Annotated in this window: 24 protein-coding genes; 7 read left to right on the forward strand and 17 right to left on the reverse strand. The window is 66.7% G+C overall.

Annotation, left to right across the window (positions count from 1 at the left end; all coding sequences use genetic code 11):
• Window positions 1-35 precede the first annotated feature (35 nt).
• The gene (locus RMCN_RS18375) at window positions 36-1,355 is read left to right on the forward strand and encodes an FAD-dependent oxidoreductase (RefSeq protein WP_067392179.1); all 1,320 of its coding nucleotides are present in this window, start codon (window positions 36-38) and stop codon (window positions 1,353-1,355) included.
• Here the strand turns inward: RMCN_RS18375 and RMCN_RS18380 are convergent.
• From RMCN_RS18380 to RMCN_RS18390, 3 genes are all read right to left on the reverse strand, one after another.
• Window positions 1,318-2,628 carry a cytochrome P450 gene (locus RMCN_RS18380; protein ID WP_067392181.1) on the reverse strand — a complete coding sequence of 437 codons (1,311 nt, stop codon included), beginning with the start codon at window positions 2,626-2,628 and terminating at the stop codon, window positions 1,318-1,320. The two genes, RMCN_RS18375 and RMCN_RS18380, sit on opposite strands and share 38 nt — an antisense overlap.
• A gap of 62 nt (window positions 2,629-2,690) precedes the next feature.
• Entirely contained in the window at window positions 2,691-3,194 is a 504-nt protein-coding gene (locus tag RMCN_RS18385) for a Cif family virulence factor (protein WP_064413161.1), read from the reverse strand.
• Between the two features lie 93 nt (window positions 3,195-3,287).
• Window positions 3,288-3,752 (reverse strand): SRPBCC family protein, encoded by a 465-nt coding sequence (locus RMCN_RS18390; RefSeq protein WP_067392185.1) that lies wholly within the window; start codon window positions 3,750-3,752, stop codon window positions 3,288-3,290.
• A 94-nt stretch (window positions 3,753-3,846) separates the two neighbouring features.
• On the opposite strand from RMCN_RS18390, the gene RMCN_RS18395 reads away from it, so the two are divergent.
• A complete protein-coding gene (locus RMCN_RS18395; RefSeq protein WP_067392263.1) occupies window positions 3,847-4,728 on the forward strand; it encodes a TIGR03854 family LLM class F420-dependent oxidoreductase in 882 nt (293 codons plus the stop codon).
• A 3-nt stretch (window positions 4,729-4,731) separates the two neighbouring features.
• On the opposite strand, the gene RMCN_RS31090 is transcribed toward RMCN_RS18395, so the two are convergent.
• From RMCN_RS31090 to RMCN_RS18405, 3 genes are all read right to left on the reverse strand, one after another.
• A complete protein-coding gene (locus RMCN_RS31090; protein WP_165595593.1) occupies window positions 4,732-4,872 on the reverse strand; it encodes a hypothetical protein in 141 nt (46 codons plus the stop codon).
• Between the two features lie 51 nt (window positions 4,873-4,923).
• Window positions 4,924-5,268, reverse strand: a complete 345-nt coding sequence (locus RMCN_RS18400; RefSeq protein WP_067392188.1) for a hypothetical protein — start codon at window positions 5,266-5,268, stop codon at window positions 4,924-4,926.
• Between the two features lie 69 nt (window positions 5,269-5,337).
• Window positions 5,338-5,547 (reverse strand): Rv3202a family protein, encoded by a 210-nt coding sequence (locus tag RMCN_RS18405; RefSeq protein ID WP_064413164.1) that lies wholly within the window; start codon window positions 5,545-5,547, stop codon window positions 5,338-5,340.
• Window positions 5,548-5,829: 282 nt separating this feature from the next.
• Between RMCN_RS18405 and RMCN_RS18410 the strand changes: the two genes are divergently transcribed.
• Entirely contained in the window at window positions 5,830-6,717 is an 888-nt protein-coding gene (locus tag RMCN_RS18410) for a cyclopropane mycolic acid synthase family methyltransferase (RefSeq protein WP_067392191.1), read from the forward strand.
• Here the strand turns inward: RMCN_RS18410 and RMCN_RS18415 are convergent.
• The 4 genes from RMCN_RS18415 to RMCN_RS18430 form a co-directional block, all read right to left on the reverse strand.
• The gene (locus RMCN_RS18415; protein ID WP_231744846.1) at window positions 6,714-6,893 is read right to left on the reverse strand and encodes a hypothetical protein; all 180 of its coding nucleotides are present in this window, start codon (window positions 6,891-6,893) and stop codon (window positions 6,714-6,716) included. The genes RMCN_RS18410 and RMCN_RS18415 overlap by 4 nt on opposite strands.
• A 56-nt stretch (window positions 6,894-6,949) precedes the next feature.
• Complete coding sequence (locus RMCN_RS18420; RefSeq protein ID WP_067392194.1) at window positions 6,950-8,785, reverse strand: MFS transporter; 1,836 nt, start codon at window positions 8,783-8,785, stop codon at window positions 6,950-6,952.
• A 72-nt stretch (window positions 8,786-8,857) separates the two neighbouring features.
• A complete protein-coding gene (locus RMCN_RS18425; RefSeq protein ID WP_067392197.1) occupies window positions 8,858-9,370 on the reverse strand; it encodes a GNAT family N-acetyltransferase in 513 nt (170 codons plus the stop codon).
• 4 nt (window positions 9,371-9,374) lie between these two features.
• Entirely contained in the window at window positions 9,375-9,752 is a 378-nt protein-coding gene (locus RMCN_RS18430; RefSeq protein ID WP_067392200.1) for a thiol-disulfide oxidoreductase DCC family protein, read from the reverse strand.
• 46 nt (window positions 9,753-9,798) lie between these two features.
• On the opposite strand from RMCN_RS18430, the gene RMCN_RS18435 reads away from it, so the two are divergent.
• On the forward strand, window positions 9,799-10,749 hold the full coding sequence (locus RMCN_RS18435) for a threonine ammonia-lyase (protein ID WP_067392266.1): 951 nt from the start codon (window positions 9,799-9,801) through the stop codon (window positions 10,747-10,749).
• 17 nt (window positions 10,750-10,766) lie between these two features.
• Here the strand turns inward: RMCN_RS18435 and RMCN_RS18440 are convergent, their stop codons facing one another.
• Window positions 10,767-12,233 carry a peptide MFS transporter gene (locus RMCN_RS18440; RefSeq protein WP_067392203.1) on the reverse strand — a complete coding sequence of 489 codons (1,467 nt, stop codon included), beginning with the start codon at window positions 12,231-12,233 and terminating at the stop codon, window positions 10,767-10,769.
• A gap of 221 nt (window positions 12,234-12,454) precedes the next feature.
• Between RMCN_RS18440 and RMCN_RS18445 the strand changes: the two genes are divergently transcribed.
• Entirely contained in the window at window positions 12,455-13,843 is a 1,389-nt protein-coding gene (locus RMCN_RS18445) for a DUF7159 family protein (protein WP_201028870.1), read from the forward strand.
• Between the two features lie 227 nt (window positions 13,844-14,070).
• Window positions 14,071-14,820, forward strand: a complete 750-nt coding sequence (locus RMCN_RS18450; protein WP_234787707.1) for a L,D-transpeptidase — start codon at window positions 14,071-14,073, stop codon at window positions 14,818-14,820.
• On the opposite strand, the gene RMCN_RS18455 is transcribed toward RMCN_RS18450, so the two are convergent.
• From RMCN_RS18455 to RMCN_RS18480, 6 genes are all read right to left on the reverse strand, one after another.
• Entirely contained in the window at window positions 14,817-15,506 is a 690-nt protein-coding gene (locus RMCN_RS18455) for a sterol desaturase family protein (RefSeq protein WP_067392206.1), read from the reverse strand. The genes RMCN_RS18450 and RMCN_RS18455 overlap by 4 nt on opposite strands.
• Window positions 15,503-16,225 (reverse strand): FadR/GntR family transcriptional regulator, encoded by a 723-nt coding sequence (locus RMCN_RS18460; RefSeq protein WP_067392208.1) that lies wholly within the window; start codon window positions 16,223-16,225, stop codon window positions 15,503-15,505. The genes RMCN_RS18455 and RMCN_RS18460 overlap by 4 nt, the downstream gene beginning before the upstream one ends.
• A 52-nt stretch (window positions 16,226-16,277) precedes the next feature.
• Entirely contained in the window at window positions 16,278-16,649 is a 372-nt protein-coding gene (locus tag RMCN_RS18465; RefSeq protein WP_067392217.1) for a nuclear transport factor 2 family protein, read from the reverse strand.
• Between the two features lie 11 nt (window positions 16,650-16,660).
• A complete protein-coding gene (locus tag RMCN_RS18470) occupies window positions 16,661-17,080 on the reverse strand; it encodes a lipoprotein LpqH (RefSeq protein ID WP_067392220.1) in 420 nt (139 codons plus the stop codon).
• Between the two features lie 50 nt (window positions 17,081-17,130).
• On the reverse strand, window positions 17,131-17,775 hold the full coding sequence (locus RMCN_RS18475; RefSeq protein ID WP_064413176.1) for a peroxidase-related enzyme: 645 nt from the start codon (window positions 17,773-17,775) through the stop codon (window positions 17,131-17,133).
• Window positions 17,776-17,855: 80 nt separating this feature from the next.
• Window positions 17,856-18,632: a helix-turn-helix transcriptional regulator gene (locus RMCN_RS18480; RefSeq protein ID WP_067392229.1), complete on the reverse strand. Its 777-nt coding sequence runs from the start codon at window positions 18,630-18,632 to the stop codon at window positions 17,856-17,858.
• A gap of 109 nt (window positions 18,633-18,741) precedes the next feature.
• Between RMCN_RS18480 and RMCN_RS18485 the strand changes: the two genes are divergently transcribed.
• The gene (locus RMCN_RS18485) at window positions 18,742-19,029 is read left to right on the forward strand and encodes a hypothetical protein (protein ID WP_067392230.1); all 288 of its coding nucleotides are present in this window, start codon (window positions 18,742-18,744) and stop codon (window positions 19,027-19,029) included.
• The last annotated feature ends 160 nt before the right edge of the window (window positions 19,030-19,189 follow it).

Here is a 19,189-nt window from a genome sequence, read left to right on the forward strand (position 1 = left end):
TCATTACACCGTAGGTTACCCGAAAGGAGCACTCGATGAGAACCGTCGTCGTCGGCGCCGGACCGGCGGGCCTATACAGCGCCATCGCTTCGGCCCGTCGAGGGCACACCGTGATGGTCGTCGACCGCGACGCCGGCCCACCGGCACACGGACGGTGGCAGCGCCGCGGAGTGATGCAGTTCCACCACGCCCATACATTCCGTCGCCAGGTGATCGACGCGCTGGCCGCGGAGATGCCCGAGGTGCTCGACGCGCTGCACGCCGCCGGCGCCGAGACCGCCACCGATGAGCGCGGCGGGGCAGTCGGGTTGCGCTGCCGCAGAACGACGTTCGACGGTGTGCTCTGGGGCTGCGCCCGCGCGCACCACAACATCGGGTTCCATCGGGGCAACGTCGACGACGTGCTCGTGGCCAGGGCCGGCGTCGGCGGCGTCCGGGTCGGGACGGCGAGGCTGGAGGCGGACCTGGTGCTCGACGCGTCGGGACGCGACAGCCGCTTCACCCGGTCGATCCGCCCGCGGGCTGACAGCGAGCTGTGCGGTGCGGCGTATGTCAGCCGGCAGTATCGCCTACACCGAACGGCCACACCGCCGCCGATGTCGACGCCGTTCGGCACCGTGCTCTCGCTGTCGGGCTACTGGGCCTTGGCGTATCTGCATGACAACGCGACCTTCACCGTCACGATCGTGCACGATGGCACCGATCCGCGATTACGCCTCCTGCGTAATCCCGCGATCTTCGAAGCCGCCATCCGCCAGATACCGGCGCTCTCGGAGTGGATCACCGCGTCCCGCAGTCGCCCCCTGACCGATGTCATGCCCGGGGCTCGTCTACACAACAGCTACCGAGGGCAATGCGACGACTCCGGAGACCTGACGCAACTCGGTCTCATCTCCGTCGGCGACGCGGTGTGCACGACCACCCCGCTCGCGGGGCGCGGCGTCGCGCTGGCACTCATGCAAGGACGCGAGCTGATGCGCATCCTCGACCACTGTGGCGACGATATCGGCTGCGCAACAATTGAATTCGACAAGTGGTGTTTCGACAACATCCGTCCGTGGTACGAAGACCATTGCTACGCCGACGCCGAGCGAATGCGGCGATGGTCCGGTCACGACGTCGACCTCACCAGGCCGCTGCCGCCGGATCTGATCGTTGCCGCGGCCGAAGCCGACCCACAACTCGGTGACATCGTCGGCCCGTACGCCGCGATGGACGCACTGCCCGACACGCTGCGCGCCGCCGAGCCGCGGGCCAGAAAGGTCTACGAAAGCGGTTGGCGCCCAACGCCTGCGGCGGGCCCCCGCCGCGACGAGCTCATCGAGGCGGCGTCCAGGACACCGGTAAGCGCTTGATCCCGTGAATGAACGGTGACAGTAACCTCGCCGGTTCCTCGGTGGCGGCGATATCGGGTAGCTGGCGGTGCAGTTCCTCGAAGACGACGCTGATCTCACGCCGGGCGAGGTTGGCGCCCAGGCAGAAATGGGCTCCGCCACCACCGAATCCGGCATGCGGATTGGGGTTGCGCGTCACGTCGAACGTCCACGGGTCGGCGAACTTGTCCTCGTCGCGGTTCGCCGAGCAGTACCACAACGTGGCCTTGTCGCCCGCAGACATCGTGACGCCGCTGAGCTCGCAGTCTTCGGTCAGGGTGCGGCGCATGTAGTTCACCGGGAACGCCCACCGGACGATCTCCTCGACCGCGGTGGGGGCGACGGCCTCGTAGTCGGCCCACCAGCGCTCGCGCTCACGCGGATAGCGGGTGAGCGCCAGCACGCCGTGGCTGATCGCGTTGCGGGTGGTCTCGTTGCCGGCCACCACCAACAGGATGAAGAACGATGCGATCTCGGCCGACGTCAATCGCTCTCCGTCGACCTCGGCCTCCACCAGCGCGGTCGTCAGGTCCTCCTGGGGACGCGCGCGACGATCCTCGGCATGAGCGGTCGCGTAGGCGCCGATGTCCATCGCGACCTTGACGAACTCCTCATAGTCCTGAGCGATGTCTTTGTCCCCGAAGCCCAGGATCACGTTGGTCCAGTGGAAGATCTGCTGGTGGTCGCCCTCCGGGATGCCCATCATGTCGCAGATCACCTGCAGGGGCAGCGGCCCGGCCAACTCCGCGACGACCTCGCCGTGGCCGTCGGGATGTTCGGCGATCATCCCTTCGACGAGGCGCCGGGCACGGTCCCTGACCGAAGCCTCGGTGCGCGCCACCACCCTCGGCGTGAAGGCACGACTGACGATGTTGCGCAGCCGAAGATGCCGCGGATCGTCGGTCACGATCATCGAGCCGAAATACTCCGACAGCTCCGGGTTCGCGTCGTTGATCGTGATGCTCGGGCTCGAGCTGAAGATATGCGGATGTCTGCTGGCGTACCAGACGTCGTCGAACTTGGTGATCGCCCAGTGTCCGGGGCCTTCCTCCACGCCGGGTGTCTCCAGGGGCGAGTGGAACGAGACCGGCGCCTCGCGACGCAGCGTGGCGAAGGCGCCGTCGCGGAAGTCGTCGGGCTTGACCCAGAAGTTCCAGGAGCCCAGGTCGACCTCGGACAGCGGCACCTCGGGCGGAGGGGCGCCGTTCTCCCTGACCAGGTGCGCGCCGAAGGTGGGCGGCGTAGCGGTGTCCACCCGTTCGAGGGTAGGCCGATATCCGCGCCGGGAGGGCGATTCGGCCGCAGTGGCCAAATGGCCTACGGCAACTGCCAGTTCATGTTCTCGGCGAACACGCGGGCGTCGTCGGAGAGGGTGCCGAGCTCATGACAGCGCTGGACGTAGCCCTGCACCATCACCAGGAAGTTCATCGGGTTGTACGCGTCCTCTTCGTAGCTCCACTTCCCGTCGCCTGCGTACCTGAGCACCGTGATCACCGGTGTGCCGTGCACGCTGCCGTCGCCCGGATCCTTCATCGTGTTGACGTTGCGGTTGATCACCCAGCCCTTGTCGACGTCGATCGAATACCACTCGACCGGATAGAAGGGCATCTCGCTGCCGGGGAACGTGTTCATCGTCGAGACGATCCAGTCGCGGATGGCCTCTCGGCCGGACATGTCGCCCAGCGCGTGCTCGACGTAGGTCGCGTCCTCGGTGAAGTGATCGGCATAGCTCGACCAGTTCCACGTCGTGCCGATGTCGACGACCGCGTCCTGATAAGCGCGAAACGCCTCGTCGATCTCCTCACGTGACCACTGACCCATCGCAGGCTCCTCGGCATCGCGGCGAACTGGCACCGTTCTACCAAAGGGGCGGCCCCGCCGGGGCGGATTCACGATCGTTGGCGGACAAGGCTTTCAGTCGCCCTCGGGCGCCTCGACCACCGCCTTGATGCGCTCGAGCGTCTTGCGCATGTCGCGGATGTTGCGCCGGCGCCGGAGCTGTCCTCCCAACACCGAGAACAACTTCATCAGCACCGAGTCGTTGAGCCGGAAGGACTCGGTGACCTCGGTACCGCCGTCGACGGCGGTGAGCCGGTAATGCCAGTTGTTCACCGGCTTGTCCCCGATGAGCACCGCGAAGCCGAATTCCCGGTTGGGTTCGCAGGCGGTCACCTCGCACGTCGTCCAGTACACGGGCCCGATCTCGTTGCGCTTGACGTGACCGCGGAACCGCGCACCCAACGCAGGCCCGGTGGCACCGCCGAGCCATTCGGCCTCCATGACTTCGGGGGAGAACTTGCCGGTGTTCCGCACATCGGCGATCAAGTCCCAGATCCGCTCCGCCGGCGCCGCCATCGACACCGTCACCGCACCGTCCACCGTTTCCTCGCTCTCTGGCAAGCGTTTTCGAGAACCCTAGCGCCCTGTCGACCGAATGCACCGTGAATGCACTGGTAAGTACGATGGCGGCGACGTGAAAATTCGATTCGGGATCGGCCTTGCCGCCGGCATCGGGCCAGAACTGCTGCCGGACATCGTCGACCATCTGGAGGCCACCGGCGTGGACTCGCTGTGGTTTTCCGAACTCGTGTACTCCGAGGCCGTCGATCCGTTCGTTGGGATGGCCTTCGCTCTGGCGCGTACCCGCAGCTTGAAGGTCGGTACGTCGGTCGCGGTGCTCCCGGGTCGGCATCCGGTGCTCGTCGCCAAGCAGCTGGCCTCACTGGCCGCGTTGGGTCCGAAGCGGGTGCTGCCGGTCTTCGGGTTGCGGTCAGCCGTCGCCGCCGAGCGCGAAATCTTCGTCGTGCCCGACGGTGCGCGCGCCGCGGTGTTCGACGAGGCGCTGCGGTTGCTTCGTACGGTGCTCGAACACGACGACGTCTCGTTCGACGGTGACTACTACAAGGTGCGTTCGGCGACCGTGGCTCCCCGGCCCGTCGAACCGCTCGACATCTGGCTGGGCGGGTCCGCACCCGCCGCCTTCCGGCGCATCGGTCGGCTGGGAGACGGTTGGCTGGGCAGCTTTGTCACCCCCGCCGAGGCGCGGCGCGCCCGAGAGGCGATCCAGCGCGCGGCCGAGGCTGCCGAACGTGAGGTCGAGCCGGACCATTTCGGCATCAACCTCGCCGTCGCCGACGGCGGACCGCCGCCGCAGATGCTGGCCGCGATCAGCCGGCGCCGCCCCGACGTCGACCCTTCCGAGCTGATCGCCGACGGCTGGCCACAGCTGCACCGGCAACTCGACGCCTATCTGGAGGCCGGCCTGACCAAATTCGTCATTCGTCCGGCGGGGCGCTTCACGATGACCGAATTCGTCGACCGGTTCGTCGCCGAACTGCTTCCGCGGCAGAACTGACCGTCAGCCGTTCGTCTCACCGCGGTCGTCGGCCCCTTCGGCCTGGTCGGGTTGCCGGATCGCCTTGTCCTCTTTCATCTCGGGATCGGCGTCGGGGTCCTGGTCGGCGCGGTAGTCGCTACCGCCGGCTGCGTCTGTGCTCATGGCGCGGGCGTACCCGACGCCGATCCGGCGAAACCGTCGGCGCCCACGTCGTCACCGCGACGAGATGTCGCCGTACAGGTCGGGCCAGGGCGGTCGTCGAACCATCGCCACCCCGGCCAGCGTTGAGGTCACCAGCCCGACCAGAATTCCGGCCAGCGCGATGCGGGTCGCGTCGACCGCGGGTCGCCATACGCCGTCGCCGTCCTTGATGACGAACACACCGGCCGGCCTGGTCATAACCTTGACATTCGGCTCATTGCCGCGCCGGGCCCGGCCCCGGACCGCCGCGACGGGGATGACGGTGGTGCCGTCGGCCGTCTCGTAGGGCTGGCCGAAGACACGCGAGGCGTTGGGATCGAAATCGAGACTGTCGAGCAGTTCTGCACGTAGGTCCATGGCGTCATGCTTACTACCCAAGCGGGCGTGACAGCCGATCTTCTCGACGAAGGGCGCCAAATGGCGGGGCTATTCCGACGGTAGGTCGTCGTCGGGGATCGGCACCTCGATCGCCTGATCGACCAGATCCGCCTCGTTGGCGTCCCACGTGCGGTCGGGGGTGATCGCCGAGGCGTCCTGCCAGGTGTCCGCGTCGTCGGGATCCACCGGGGTGTGCTGGTCGGCCACGTCGGCTTCGGGAATGGCATCGCCGAACGCGAGGCCGTCAGGTGTGCTCATGATCGGTCTCCGTTCTCTTCGGGGTCGCCCGTCTGAAGTCCAACGATAGTGCGGTCATGGCGCCGTGCCACCCGGCGCCACGGTGATCTGCGACGCGTGCCCAATCGCCGCAGACGGCGCGGCCGCCGTCGTCGGCACCTGAGCGGCTGCCGTGGCGGTCACGTCCCTGACCAGGGTGATGACGGCTACACCCAGGTGCTGTGCGTAAACTGCCTGCGACGGGGGAGGCTCTCGAATCGTGCGGAGCTTCGACCTGACCCAATTCGACGCCAGGGGCTGACCGTGCCAGAAAACACCACCGACACCGCCCAGGACCTCACGCCGCATTTCGAGGATGTGCAGTCGCACTACGACCTGTCCGACGACTTCTACCGGCTCTTCCTGGATCCCACACAGACCTACAGTTGCGCCTTCTTCGAGCGCGACGACATGACGCTCGAGGAAGCCCAGCTCGCCAAGATCGACCTCTCGCTGGGCAAGCTGGGCCTGCAACCGGGGATGACGCTGCTCGACATCGGCTGCGGGTGGGGCGCGACGATCAAACGGGCGCTGGAGCGCTACGACGTCAACGTGGTGGGCCTGACACTGAGCAAGAACCAGCAGGCCCATGTGCAGAAGGTGCTCGACGGCATCGACAGCCCCCGCACCAAGCGGGTTCTGCTGCAGGGGTGGGAGCAGTTCCACGAACCGGTCGATCGCATCGTGTCGATCGGCGCGTTCGAGCACTTCGGCCGCGACCGCTACACCGAGTTCTTCAAGATGGCATACGACGCGTTGCCCGCCGACGGCGTGATGATGCTGCACACCATCGTCAAGCCCGACGATGAGGAGTTCGCCGAGCGCGGCCTGCCGCTGACCATGACCAAGCTGCGATTCTTCAAGTTCATCATGGACGAGATCTTCCCCGGCGGGGATCTGCCCCAGCCCGTCGCGGTGAAGAGGCACGCGACCGAAGCGGGTTTCAACGTGGGCCTGGTTCAGCCGTTGCGGTTGCACTACGCCCGCACGCTGGACCACTGGAGCGCCGCGCTCGAGGCTCACAAGGACGAGGCGATCGCGATCCAGTCCGAAGAGGTCTACGACCGGTACATGAGGTACCTGACCTGCTGCGCGGACCTGTTCCGCGAGGGCTACACCGACGTCTGCCAGTTCACGCTGACCAAGAGCTAACGCCGCCGCAGGGCCCGCCACAGCCGCAACGGCAGCAGGCCGAGTAATGGCGCGCGCTTCCCGAGGTCGTCGGTGTCGCGCTTGTTGAACGCCTTGGCGTATCTGCGCGCGTCCTCGGCTGTGGCGTATTCCTTGGCGCCCTGCGCCTCGCCACAACGCTCGCACTTCCACCGCATGACGCGGCCGTCAGCCCGAAAGGTCGGGTTGTGCCCGAATATGCTGCAGCCCAACGTCATTGTTGCGACGTCCCAGGCGGCATGCCGAACTTGTTTCGACCGTGCCGGGCGATCCGGTTCTCCGCCAACGCGACCCGCAACGCCTTGCGGAACTCACCCGGACCCCAGTACCGCGCGCCGACCGCCCTGTACAGTTCGCGCGCCGACATCGGTTCGTGCTCGCTCACCGCGCGCGCAATCGTTTCGATCTCGTGGTCGAGCGCCGATTCGGGCGCACCGGGCGTCGGCGGCTCGCGCCATGCCCCGTACCAGCCCGCCGCCGGGCCGGGCCGGTAGCGCCGCGCCTGGTTGGCTGCCCGCTCACGTTCGGTGCGCTCGGCGATGCGCGCCTGGCGCGCCGCGCGTTCCTTGTCGCGCTCCGAAGGTGCGTCCGCCTCCTTCTCGTCTTCGTCCGCGGTTGTCAGCGGCATGGCCAGGTCCTCGAGTTTCTGCCCCTCGGCCTTCACCCCGAACATCAGCTCGACAACGCCGCCGACGGCCATCACCGCCGCGCCGATCAGGAAGGAGACCGCGACCAGTCCGCGATCACCGGACTCGATGAGCTGGCCGAACAACAGGGGTCCGGTGATACCGCCGACCGCGGTACCGACGGCATAGAAGAACGCGATCGCCAAAGCCCGCGTCTCCATGGGGAATATCTCGCTGACGGTGAGATAGGCGGCGCTGGCTCCCGACGACGCCAGGAAGAAGCACACGCCCAATACCGTCATGAATATCCACACGCCGCCCGTCTGGGAAACGAACAGCACGGTCAGGGCGACCGCCACGCACGCCGAACCCAGATATGCGAACGAGATCATCGGTTTTCGGCCGACCGTGTCGAAGAATCGGCCGAGCAGGATCGGGCCGGCGAAATTGCTCAGGGCCCATATCGCGTAGAACATCGGCACGATGCCGGACGAGACGTCGTAGAAACCGCTCAGAAGGGTTCCGAGGTTGAACGTGAAAGCGTTGTAGAGAAACGCCTGCCCGATGAAGAGCGCGAGCCCGAGGACGGCCCGGCGGGGATACTTCGTGAACGCCACGTGGGCGATCTCCCGGAACGAGATCGTCTTGCGTTGACGCACGGTCAACGATCCCTCGGGTTCCTCGAGGGTCTGGCCGGTCTCGCGTTCCACCTCGCGCTCGATCTCGCCGACGATGCGTTCGGCTTCGTCCTCACGACCGTGAATGAACAACCACCGCGGGCTTTCCGGGACGTTCCGCCGCACCACGAGGACCACGAGACCGAAGACGGCGCCGATGCCGAAAGCGATGCGCCAGCCGAGGTCTGCCGGGAAGATCGCGGTGTTCAACAGCACCAGTGCGCCTGCGGCACCGCCGGCGGCTCCGAGCCAGTAGGAGCCGTTGATGATCAGGTCGACGCGGCCACGGACGCGGGCGGGGATCAATTCGTCGATCGCGGAGTTGATCGCGGCGTACTCGCCGCCGATACCCGCGCCGGTGAAGAACCGCGCTATGTAGAAGTACCACGGCGCGAAGGCGAAAGCCGTTGCCACCGTGGCCGCGAGGTACACCGCGAGGGTGAGCAGAAACAGCTTCTTGCGGCCGAACCGGTCGGTGAGCTGACCGAAGAACAACGCGCCCAGACAGGCGCCGGTGATGTAAATCGCGGCGGCGATGCCGATTTCACCTGCGGTCAACTCGATCCCGCTGCCGCTCTCGGTCAAGCGGGACGCGACGTTGCCCACCATGGTGACTTCGAGGCCGTCGAGGATCCACACACCGCCGAGCCCCAGGACGACGCGCCAGTGGAATCGCGACCACGGCAACCGATCCAGCCGGCTCGGAACCTGCGTGGTGATCGTGCCGGTTTGCACCCCAGAACTCATCGGCAGCCTCCTCGACCGTGGCCCAATCGGCTAGGGAGTACCCAACTTGGAAAAAAACATCCGAAGAAGGCGTCAGGCCACCAGGCTTCGCTGGAGTAGCAGCGTGTCCAGCCATCGGCCGTGCTTGAACCCGACCGCGGTGAGTCGACCGACCTCGACGAACCCGCGACGGCGGTGCAACGCAGCAGAAGCGGCCATGTCGGCGTCGACGATCACCGCGATCACCTCCCGTATCCCGGCTGTCGCGCAGCCGGTGAGCAACGCATCGAGCAGCATGCCGCCCACCCCGCGACCGAGGGCGCCCGGCGCGACATACACCGAGTCCTCCACGGTGTGCCGGTAGGCCGGGCGGGTCTTCCACGGAGCGCAGTAGGCGTAGCCGACGATCTCACCGTGCAGAACCGCCGAAAGGAACGGTAAGCCTGCTTCGACGACTGCGCCGTAGCGGCGGCCCCACTCCTCACGGTCGGGCCGCACCAATTCGAAGGTCGCCACGCTGTTTTCGACGTAATGCGCGTAGATGTCAGCGATCGCGCCCAGATCACCGCGATGCGCTGCCCGCACGAGGATGCCGGACGGAGCCATCGGGTCAGCAGCTGACGGGATGCGACTCGCAGTACGGCGTCGTACCCGGGAAGCGGTACCGGTGACTGGCGACATACCGGTACACGGCGTTCTGCAACGCACGAATCCCAGGGGTCCGGTACAGGACGAGCGGAACCCGGGTCCCCAATGCGGCTGACACTGCGGCGTTCACCGCTTCTGCGCCCTCGTACACATCGCCGGACTCGTCGTGCCATCGCGCGGCGTCGAGAACCCGTGACCGGGGGATACCCAACCGCTCGGCGACACCCTTACCCTGCAAAGTCGCGGTTCGCAGATCGCCCGTTCGGTTCCGCTTCAGGATGAAGTAGACGGCACGGGTGCACATGCCGCAGTTGCCGTCGAAGAACAGGGTTCCAGCCATATGGCCATTGTCTCTCCGCTTCTTCGGCGGGGGCACACTGGTGGGTGTGGAATTGGTGACGCTCGACGACATCGAACAGGCGGCCGCACGCACCCGGGCCTTCGTGGTTCGCACACCGCTGCTTCCCGCCCCGTGGGCGGGCGACGACGACCGGCCGCTGTGGATCAAGCCCGAGAGCCTGCAGTCGGTCGGGGCGTTCAAGGTGCGAGGCGCGTTCAACGCAATCGGCCACCTCGACGAATCGGTACGCACCAGGGGAGTGGTGGCCTATTCGAGCGGGAACCACGCGCAGGCGGTGGCCTACGCGGCCGCGGTGTATGCGATACCCGCCCACATCGTGATGCCCCAGGAGACGCCGGACGTGAAGGTGGCGGCCACCCGCGGCCACGGAGCGACGGTGGTGTTGTGCGCTGCGGGACAACGGGAACGAGTCGCGGCCGAGGTCGTCGAGGAGACCGGCGGTGTCCTGATACCACCGTTCGACCACCCCGACATCATCGCGGGGCAGGGCACGATCGGGCTGGAGATCGCCGAGGATCTCCCGACCGTCGACACAGTCCTGGTACCCGTCAGCGGCGGCGGCCTCGCCTCGGGGATCGGTACGGCGATCAAGGCGTTGTGCCCCAACGCCAAGGTGGTCGGGGTCGAACCAGAACTCGCCGCCGACACCGCACAGAGCTTGAGCGTCGGACACCGCGTCGACTGGTCCATCGAGGACCGCAACCGCACCATCGCCGACGGGTTGCGCTCGCAGCCGTCGGAGTTGACCTTTGCTCACCTGCAACGGGTGCTCGATGACGTCGTCACGGTGTCCGAAGACGAAATCCGTTCGGCAGTACGCGAATTCGCTCACCGCGCACACCTGGTGAGCGAACCCAGCGGCGCGGTCTCGCTGGCCGCCTACCGTAAGGGGTCCAGCCCGGCGGGCCGAACGGTCGTCGTCCTGTCCGGTGGCAACATCGAACCTGCACTGCTGCGGGAGATTCTGGCCGCTTAGCAGTGCGAGGACATCGCTCAGTGCACTCCCTCCATATGGCGGCTGATCCACGGCGCGAGCGCGAACACGATCACACCGGCCGCGACCGCGACCGCACCGATGATGCCGAAGTAGGCGAACTCGTGCGTGGGTTTGTAGTAGCCGGCCAACACTCCGGACATGGCCGTGCCGATGCCGACCGAGAAGAAGTACAGCGCCATCATCTGGGCCCGGAACGCTTCGGGCGCAAGCTTTGTGGTCGCCGACAATCCGATCGGTGACAGCATCAGCTCACTGATCGCGAACACCGCCATCACACCGACGATGTACAGCGCGGGCACCGCCCGGCCGGTCGTGCCCGCCATCGGCAGAAACAGCAGGAACGCCAAGCCCATCCCGATCACGCCGTACGCGAACTTTCGCGGGGTGGTCGGGGCGCGGTCGCCGAGCCTGGTCCACATGGCCGCGAACAGCGGCGAGAGCGTGATGATCCACACCGGTTCGATCGAGCCGATCCAACTCGACGGGGCGGTCCATCCGAAGATCGACCAGTTCATTCGCTCGTCGGAGTACACGGCGAGCACGGTGAAGATCTGCTGGAACAGCGACCAGAACACGGCGTTGGCGACGAACAGCGGGATGAACGCGCGCACCCGGACGCGTTCGACTGACGTGACGTTGGCGCTGGTCAGCATCACGACGAAATACGTCACCGACGCCGTGACGAGCACACCGGTCGTGATGTGCGACAGATTCCCCAGCGTGACCACGCCGGTTGCGAACACCACCGCGATGATCACCGCCGCCGACAGCGCGATTGCCGCGAGCCCGCCGAATGCGCTGCGCGGCAGGGGATTGGGCACGTGCCGGCCGTGCTCGCCGAGATTACGCCGGAAGATGACGTACTGAGCCAGCCCCATCGCCATTCCGATTGCGGCCGCGCCGAATCCGTAGTGAAAGCCGACATGAGTCTGTAGCAACCCCGTGATGAGCGGACCCACAAAGGCGCCGAGGTTGATACCGAGGTAGAACAACGTGAATCCGCCGTCGCAGCGCGGGTCGCCCTTGGCGTAGAGCGTTCCGAGTAGGGACGACGCGTTCGCCTTCAGCGCGCCCGAACCCAGAGCGACGAACACCAGGCCCGCGGTCACCCCCGCCAGGCCGGGAACGACGGCCAGCGCGATATGGCCGAACATCACCACGACACCGCCATAGAAGACGGTGCGCTCCATGCCCAAAATCCGGTCGGCGATCCAGCCGCCGAGCACGGTCGACAGGTAGACCAGCCCGCCGTAGGCGCCGACGATGCCGGTGGCCGTGCTCTGTGGTAGCCCCAGGCCGCCCTCGGTGACCGAGTAATAGAGGTAGTAGCCGAGGATCGTCAGCATCCCGTAGAAGGAGAATCGCTCCCACAGCTCCACTCCGAATAGGTTCGTCAACCCGATCGGGTGACCGAGTACGGTGCGGCCGCTGGGCCCGCCCTCCGCCTGCTCGGTTGCTGCCATGGGTCTTCACATTGCCACGGCGAACCGCGCGCCGCGGGCGATAGGGAACAATCGTCCCGGCAAAGCTGTTCGACGTTCTCTTACAGGAGGTTCAGCGGCACAGCACATTTCGATTCCGGTCTCCGGCAGCGGCTTTCACCCGCAGCCGCAGTCCCTCGGAAACCGGCGGAGCACCGTGCTGTTACGGTCACCCCGGTAAGTGGACGTCCGAAGGGGTTTGAGTGGACGCCGTACTCGGCTTGTCGGTGACACCGTCTGCCGTCGGCCTTGTCCTCGTCGAAGGGCAGGGCGCCGACGGCGCAACCGTCGACCGCGAAGCCATCGAGATCCTGCCCACGCGACGCTCGTCTCCGCGTCACGCCTCCGATGAGGCCGCGGCCGCGGTGCTGCGCGCCGAAGCGCTTGCCGCCGGTCACGGTCACCGGTTGCACACCATCGGTGTGACATGGAGCGACGACGCCCAAACCGAAGCGTCGCTGCTACTCAGATCGCTGCGCGAGTGCGGGTTCGACAACGTGGTGGCGGTGCAACTGCCCGAGGCGTCCGAGGCCTTGGCGTGGGGTGTCGCCGAGTTGCTCGGCAATGAGGTCACGGCGGTGTGCGTGATCGAGTACGACGCGGTCATCGCGCTGGTCGTGAACACGCGCGAAGGCGCCGTGCAGACCGCGGTCAACCATTCGGTCGACAGCGAAGATTCGTTGATCCGCTGGCTGAACGCCGTGTTCGCCAGGGCCGACTGGCGACCCGAAGCGTTGGTGCTGGTGGGATCGGGCGCGGATCTGGACGCGATCATGCCCCGGCTGGAGACCGTGCTGTCGGTGCCGGTGTTCGCACCCGCCGAAGCCGAGTTGGCCCTGGCACGCGGTGCTGCGCTCGCCGCGGCCGACAGCGGCACGTCGGTGTTCTCCGCCGAGGAGGTGCTCGACCGCGCAGGTGAGCAGCGTCGACGGCAGCCCGCGCATGCCGGGCCGCTGGCCATGCTGGCTGCGGGAACGGTCACGTTCGTCGTATCGGTTTCGGCAGCGATCAGCATGCAGCTGACGCCGGGCAAGGACACCACGCCCTCCGAGCCGACGCCCGCCGCCAAATCGTCGCCCGACATCGCGGCCGCACCCGCGCCCCTGCCGGCCGCTTCACCGCCGCCCCCGGCGCCCCCGCCGCCGCCACCGGCCGAGATACCGGTGCCACCCGAAGCGCCGCCTGTCGCCGTCGTCGACATTCCCGCGGTCGCGCAGGATCCGCTGCCTGCCGCCCCGCCACCCGAGGCGCCGGTCACGGTGCCGGGGGCGCCAGCGTTGCCACCGGAATCGATGGCTCCTGGTCTGGTACCTGCTCAGCCCACACCGGTACCCGAACGCCGCGGTTGGTTGCAACGGATCAGGGACCGGTTCTCGGACGCCGGCGACAACGCCCCACCGGTCCAGCAGGCCCCTCCGCCCGTCGACCCCGCGCTGGCACCACCGCCGGGGGCCCCGCTCCCGCCGCCACCGCCCGAAGCGGTCGTCGCACCACCGCCCGAGGGCGTCGCACCACCGCCCGAGGGCGTCGCACCACCGCCCGAGGGCGTTGCACCCCCGGCACCGGAACCCGCGCCACTGCCGCCTGCGTGACTCGCCGACCGATGGTGTGCTGGGGGCATGTGAACCCTCTCGTGGGCTGAGTTTGCCGGCCGTCTACCGGCTCGCCGCGCCCGCTCGGACCAAACCGGTGTGAAACGTTCTGAGCAGCGTGTTCGATAACGGTTGTGAGTGCGGTATCCGCGTGTGCTGCGACATGCACACGTGGGCCCGCATTGCGATTGCCGGGGGAACTCCACGAGACGAATTAGGATGAAAGTGTGCTGAAGCTACGAAACCTGCTCGCGGTGGCGAGCCTCGCGGTGCTCACCGTGGTCTCCGCCCCGACAAGTTCCGCGGGTATCGCAACGCCGAACGCCGTAGCCAGCATTCAGCCTGCCGGCCAGACAGTCGGTGTGGCGCATCCGATCACGGTGACGTTCAAGCAGCCCATCGGTGACCGGGCGGGCGCCGAGCGCACGTTCGGTGTATCCGCGCCGGCGATGCCGCTGCGAACCCAGAAGGGAACCTTCGCCTGGCTCGATGACCGTGTGCTGCAGTGGACTCCAGAAGACTTCTTCCCGGCGCATTCCACCATCACGGTGATGGCGGGGGATGCCAAGGCCAGCTTTCAGACCGGCTCTGAGGTGCTCGCGGTCGCCGACATCGACGCCCATACCTTCACCGTCAGCATCGACGGCGAAACCATGCGCGAGATGCCCGCATCAATGGGCAAGCCGGGCTTCGCGACACCCAAGGGATCGTTCACAGTGCTCGAGAAGCAGAGCCCCGTGATCATGGATTCCCGCACCATCGGCATTCCGCTGGATGATCCGGAGGGCTACAAGCTCACCGTCTACTACGCCGTCCGCATCAATTGGGGTGGCGTGTACGTGCACTCGGCGCCCTGGTCGACGGGTTCGCAGGGGTACGAGAACGTGAGCCACGGCTGCATCAATCTCAGCCCGGACAACGCGGCGTGGTACTACGACATGGTGAGCATCGGCGACCCGGTCATCGTCCAGGCCTAATCGCCCGAGGCGCCGACCGGTTGGGCGTCGGCATGCAGCTTCTTCACGGTCGGTGAGTTCTCCACCGCGGCCGGGTCGGGGTAGGTGCCGAGGACTCTGTCGGCCGTTCCCGAACTGGTCACGGTGAACCAGTAATGCTCGTTCTTGAAGTGATGATGCCGGTGGTTACGCCAGATCGCCCGATACAGAGCGGTTTTCGGCTTGTAGTCACTGTGAATCAGGTAGTGCGTCCACTCGTAGACCAGCCCGAGGGTCCCGATACAGACGAGGTAGGTCAGTCCCATACCCAGCCGCGGGAAAGCCACGAGGCCGACCGCAACCGTCAACGGCAACACCCACGTGGCCAACGACTTCCATGGGATGAAGATCAACGGGACGTCGCGGGGATCGCTGTGGTGCGCGCGGTGTTCTCGCGCCAGCAGGGGGTCTATCGTCAACGGCCCGAGCCGCTTCGGCCTCCAGTGCAGAACGAAGACGTGGATGATCCACTCGAAGAACGGAAACAGCGCAAGGATCACCACCGGCACCAGCGCATCGGTGAGCTGCCAGTCGCCGACAGCGATGCGTGCGGTCACCGCGGCGGCGAGCGTGGCGCCGATCATCCAGGGGGAGGGGTGCTTCCAGAATTGGCGCAGCGCATCGGTGAGGGTGAAACCTTTGCGTGCGCGGCCTGCGGTCGTCGTCATCGTGGGTCCTTCAGATTGTCGAGGGCGTCCAGTAGCGCGGCGGTGGCCGGTTCGAGCAGATCCTGCGCGGCTCGCCGGGCCCGCGCCGGATCGCGTGCGGTGATCGCGTCGGCCAAGTCGCGGTAGGCGTGCGGTCTCCCAACCTCGGCGGCCATCACGGCTGCCAGCGCGGGCAGCGCCGGCTCGTACGTGGCCCGCAGCGTGTTGTACATCAACCGGAAGGCAATCGAGTCGGCGCCGTCGACAATGTGGTCCCAGAACGTCAGGGCGTGGCGTTGCTGCGCGACGGGATCGTCCTCGGCGGCCAGATCCCGCAACGTCTGATCGAGCGCTTCACCCAGTTCCGGACCGCTGCGTTCGGCGGCCAGTTCTGCAACCTTGGGGCCGTTGTGCAGCCGCGTCTCCAGGATGCTCCTGACGACCGACAAGTCGAGTTCGCCGGCCCGCATGAGCAGCCGCGGCAGGAGATCCAGACCCGCGTGACGCCGGAAGTCGCGCACGGTGGTCGCATCGCCCTGGCGCACCTCGACCAGACCCGCTGCGGTGAGTCGCTTGAGCGCCTCCCGCACCGCCGGTCGCGAGACGCCGAGGACCTCGGCCAGCCTGCGCTCGCTGGGCAGGGACTCGCCGGGTTGCATCTGCCCGCTGAGCACCTCGGACACGATCTGTTCGAACACGTCCTCGGGCACGGAGCGCCGATTAACCGGTTGCAGGGCCATGCGGCCACCCTGCCACCAAACAGGACAGAGGTCAAGTGGTCAGACCAGTGGATCAGGCTCCGGCCAACCGCGCCTTCATCGTCTCGGCCAGGCTCAGCGTCGCCGACAACGGGCGCACCATCACGGTGAGCTCGCTGATGGCACCGTTCTCATCGGTGCGGATGAAGTCGCAGCCTTCGATGTCCTTGTCGCCGACCCTCGCCTGGAACACCAGCGCATGGTCGCGAGCGTCGGCCGCCCCGATCTCACGGACGTATCGGAAGTCTTCGAAGACTTCCATCACCGCCGCGAGGATCGTTCGCAGCGCATCGCGTCCTTCGTACGGCGTGAAGACGACGGGGCTGCGGAACACGATGTCGTCGCGGCACAGCGCGATGACCGCATCGAGATCCCCGGCCTCGACCGCTTGACGAAACTCATGCACGAGCGGGGCCCTCAGCAGTTTGCTTCGATGCGGAAGGTGGCCGTCACCGCATTACTCGGGTTGTCGGTGAACGAACCGTCCGCCGAGCCGGTGATGGTGAACCTGCCGCCGTCCCCTTCGACCTCGGCCTCGCCGATGTTCCCCTGCCAGAAGTTGCCGGTGAAGCCGCCGAAGTCGTGGAAACTGACCGATTCCACGGTGACCTTGTCGCCGGTGCCGAGGCTGGCCGTGAAGCCCTTGTTCTCGTCGGGGGTCTCGATCGTCCACAGCCACCCGGACTGCGTGCACGACACCGCGTGCGGTCCGCCGGTGCTCTCGCCGTTGATGGTTACCTTCGCGGTCGTCCCACCGAGTGCCGCAGGCGGCGTGGAGCAGCCCGCGACCCCGGCACCGAGGATGACCGCGGCCGCCGCAACGAGTCGGATGTCCATGACGCCAGACTCTATTGGTGTTCGCGGCCGCATATACGCGGTTCGAGCGACTACCGATCCGGCGTGTTCCGGCGATCGGCGGCCGGGACACCCGTGTACTCCACATTGGGTGGCACCGACAGCGCGATGCCGATCCGATTGGTCGCGCCGATGAATGCAGCGATCGAGATGCCCTCCAGGATCTGATGATCGTCCAACCCCAGCGCACGCAGCCGGTCGATGTCGCCGTCTCGGATCGACTGCGGGTGGTTGTTGACCAGCACGGCGATATCGGCCAGGGCCCGTTCACGGTCGGTCAACTCGGCCACCTGGTGGTGGTCGATGGCCACGCGCTGGCCGAACGACCAATCGCCGGCGACCTTGCCGAGCTTGTTGGCGTGGTTGGTATGGCAGTAGGCGCAGCGGTTCTCGCCGGATACGACGGTGGCGATGACCTCTCGCTCACGCGCGCTCAGACCGCCGCGCCCATCGGCACCCAACAGTGGCAGCAGGTAGCCGTTGAGCCGTTCCAGGTCTTGCTCATTGAGGGAGAGCGCCCGGAACCAGTTCGACGTCAGTCCCTCGTCGCGCTGCTGTTTGGCGAAGAAGCCGCGCACCGCGGTGGTCTGCAGCTCGTCGAGTTCTGGCACCCGCAGCCGCGAGATGCGGCTGGGTGCGGAGGAGGCGATGGTGGGCGCGTCGGCGGTCGTGGTCATACACCGACAATGCGGCGATCGCCGTCTGCGAACCAGGATTATGTGAGCGCAGAACAGAACTCTTGCGGACGGCTCCGCTCTCACCGCAAGGCGGCGGCGGTAGCCTCGTCGGCTGGAAGGAACGCCTCGATCGAGAGCTCGGTGGCGGTGAGGTCGAGCGCTGTGCCGAACGTCGTCACCGTGGACAGAAAGGTCAGCAGGCGCCCGTCCGGTGTGGAGAGCTCCAGCGGTACCGCGACGCTGCCCAGATCCGATGTCCCGTCGGAACCGCCGGGGTAGGAATCGATTTCGGCCAACAGCGACGACAGTTCATCAGAACCGCTGACCGCGACCTCGCGCCGAAGTCGTTCGATGAGGTGATGACGCCACTGCGCGAGGTTTCTGATCCTCGGCGCCAAGCCATCGGGATGCAGGGCGATGCGCAGCGCGTTCGGTGCTTGGAGCAGTTCCGGCGCGACACCGTCCATCAACACGCCGGCACCGGCGTTGGCCCGCACGATCTGCCATCGGCGGTCCACCACGACGCACGGAAACGGGTTGTAGGCCAGCAGGACTCGATCGATACCGTCCCGAACCGCCGCCATGTCCGGATCATCAAGAGACCGCTCGGAGTACATCGGGGCCAAACCCGCCGCCATCAGCAGCTGGTTCTGCTCACGACGCGGAACGTCGAGGACCTCCGCCAGTCGCAGCACCATCGCCCGGCTCGGCGTGGATCGTCCGGTCTCGATGAAGCTGACGTGCCGGGAGGACACGTCGGCGGCGAGGGCGAGATCGAGTTGGCTGAGCCGCCGGCGCCCGCGCCATTGTTTCAACAAGGCGCCGAACGTCTGCGTGTGTACAGCCGCAATGGTCATGGTTGCCAGTGTGACCGGCTGCCTGCGTCTCGACCACTACCTGGCAGGTAATTGCGCCGGTTACCTCATGAGGGCAGCGTTATCGGTGTCATCGGACGAAGGAGGCCTTATGGGTGCACTGCCCGCGACGACGCCGATCCCGCGGTGGCTGCGCTTCGTGCTGATCAACGACCGCGCAGGGTCCGCGTGGTACATCGGTGCCGGCTTCTTCTTCGCGCCCGTGCTGGCGGCGCTGTCGCCGTGGCCGGTCGTCACCACCGTGCTGTGGACCCTCATCGGCCTTTTCGGATTGTGGCTTGGCCTGCTCGGCATCGCGATGGCGACCGGTCTGGCCATGGTGCTGAAGTCGAATACCGAGATACCGGAGGACTACTGGCGCTCGATCATCGACTACTGAGACGCAGTGGGAGACCCGGACGGGACAGACCGTAGGTACGGCTTGCCCCCGATGGACAACTCACGGTCCGGTCTTGCGAACAAGACCCGGCTTGGTAGTCGATCCCGTCCGGGCGGAACCATGGCACCCGTCTCTTTCAGGTGCCGACGTGAAGGTATCG

Source organism: Mycolicibacterium novocastrense, assembly GCF_001570485.1.
In the GTDB taxonomy this organism is placed as follows: Bacteria; Actinomycetota; Actinomycetes; order Mycobacteriales; family Mycobacteriaceae; genus Mycobacterium; species Mycobacterium novocastrense.

Excerpts from the sequence above, each read along its gene's own strand:
- RMCN_RS18455 (WP_067392206.1), bottom strand. The coding sequence starts at position 15,506 with ATGACGACGACCGCAGGCCGCGCACGCAAAGGTTTCACCCTCACCGAT.
- RMCN_RS18475 (WP_064413176.1), bottom strand. The coding sequence starts at position 17,775 with ATGACCACGACCGCCGACGCGCCCACCATCGCCTCCTCCGCACCCAGC.
- RMCN_RS18460 (WP_067392208.1), bottom strand. The coding sequence starts at position 16,225 with ATGGCCCTGCAACCGGTTAATCGGCGCTCCGTGCCCGAGGACGTGTTC.
- RMCN_RS18440 (WP_067392203.1), bottom strand. The coding sequence starts at position 12,233 with ATGGCAGCAACCGAGCAGGCGGAGGGCGGGCCCAGCGGCCGCACCGTA.
- RMCN_RS18425 (WP_067392197.1), bottom strand. The coding sequence starts at position 9,370 with ATGGCTCCGTCCGGCATCCTCGTGCGGGCAGCGCATCGCGGTGATCTG.
- RMCN_RS18375 (WP_067392179.1), top strand. The coding sequence starts at position 36 with ATGAGAACCGTCGTCGTCGGCGCCGGACCGGCGGGCCTATACAGCGCC.
- RMCN_RS18420 (WP_067392194.1), bottom strand. The coding sequence starts at position 8,785 with ATGAGTTCTGGGGTGCAAACCGGCACGATCACCACGCAGGTTCCGAGC.
- RMCN_RS18430 (WP_067392200.1), bottom strand. The coding sequence starts at position 9,752 with ATGGCTGGAACCCTGTTCTTCGACGGCAACTGCGGCATGTGCACCCGT.
- RMCN_RS18470 (WP_067392220.1), bottom strand. The coding sequence starts at position 17,080 with ATGGACATCCGACTCGTTGCGGCGGCCGCGGTCATCCTCGGTGCCGGG.
- RMCN_RS18385 (WP_064413161.1), bottom strand. The coding sequence starts at position 3,194 with ATGGGTCAGTGGTCACGTGAGGAGATCGACGAGGCGTTTCGCGCTTAT.
- RMCN_RS31090 (WP_165595593.1), bottom strand. The coding sequence starts at position 4,872 with ATGAGCACAGACGCAGCCGGCGGTAGCGACTACCGCGCCGACCAGGAC.
- RMCN_RS18405 (WP_064413164.1), bottom strand. The coding sequence starts at position 5,547 with ATGAGCACACCTGACGGCCTCGCGTTCGGCGATGCCATTCCCGAAGCC.
- RMCN_RS18415 (WP_231744846.1), bottom strand. The coding sequence starts at position 6,893 with ATGCGGTGGAAGTGCGAGCGTTGTGGCGAGGCGCAGGGCGCCAAGGAA.
- RMCN_RS18485 (WP_067392230.1), top strand. The coding sequence starts at position 18,742 with ATGGGTGCACTGCCCGCGACGACGCCGATCCCGCGGTGGCTGCGCTTC.
- RMCN_RS18400 (WP_067392188.1), bottom strand. The coding sequence starts at position 5,268 with ATGGACCTACGTGCAGAACTGCTCGACAGTCTCGATTTCGATCCCAAC.
- RMCN_RS18480 (WP_067392229.1), bottom strand. The coding sequence starts at position 18,632 with ATGACCATTGCGGCTGTACACACGCAGACGTTCGGCGCCTTGTTGAAA.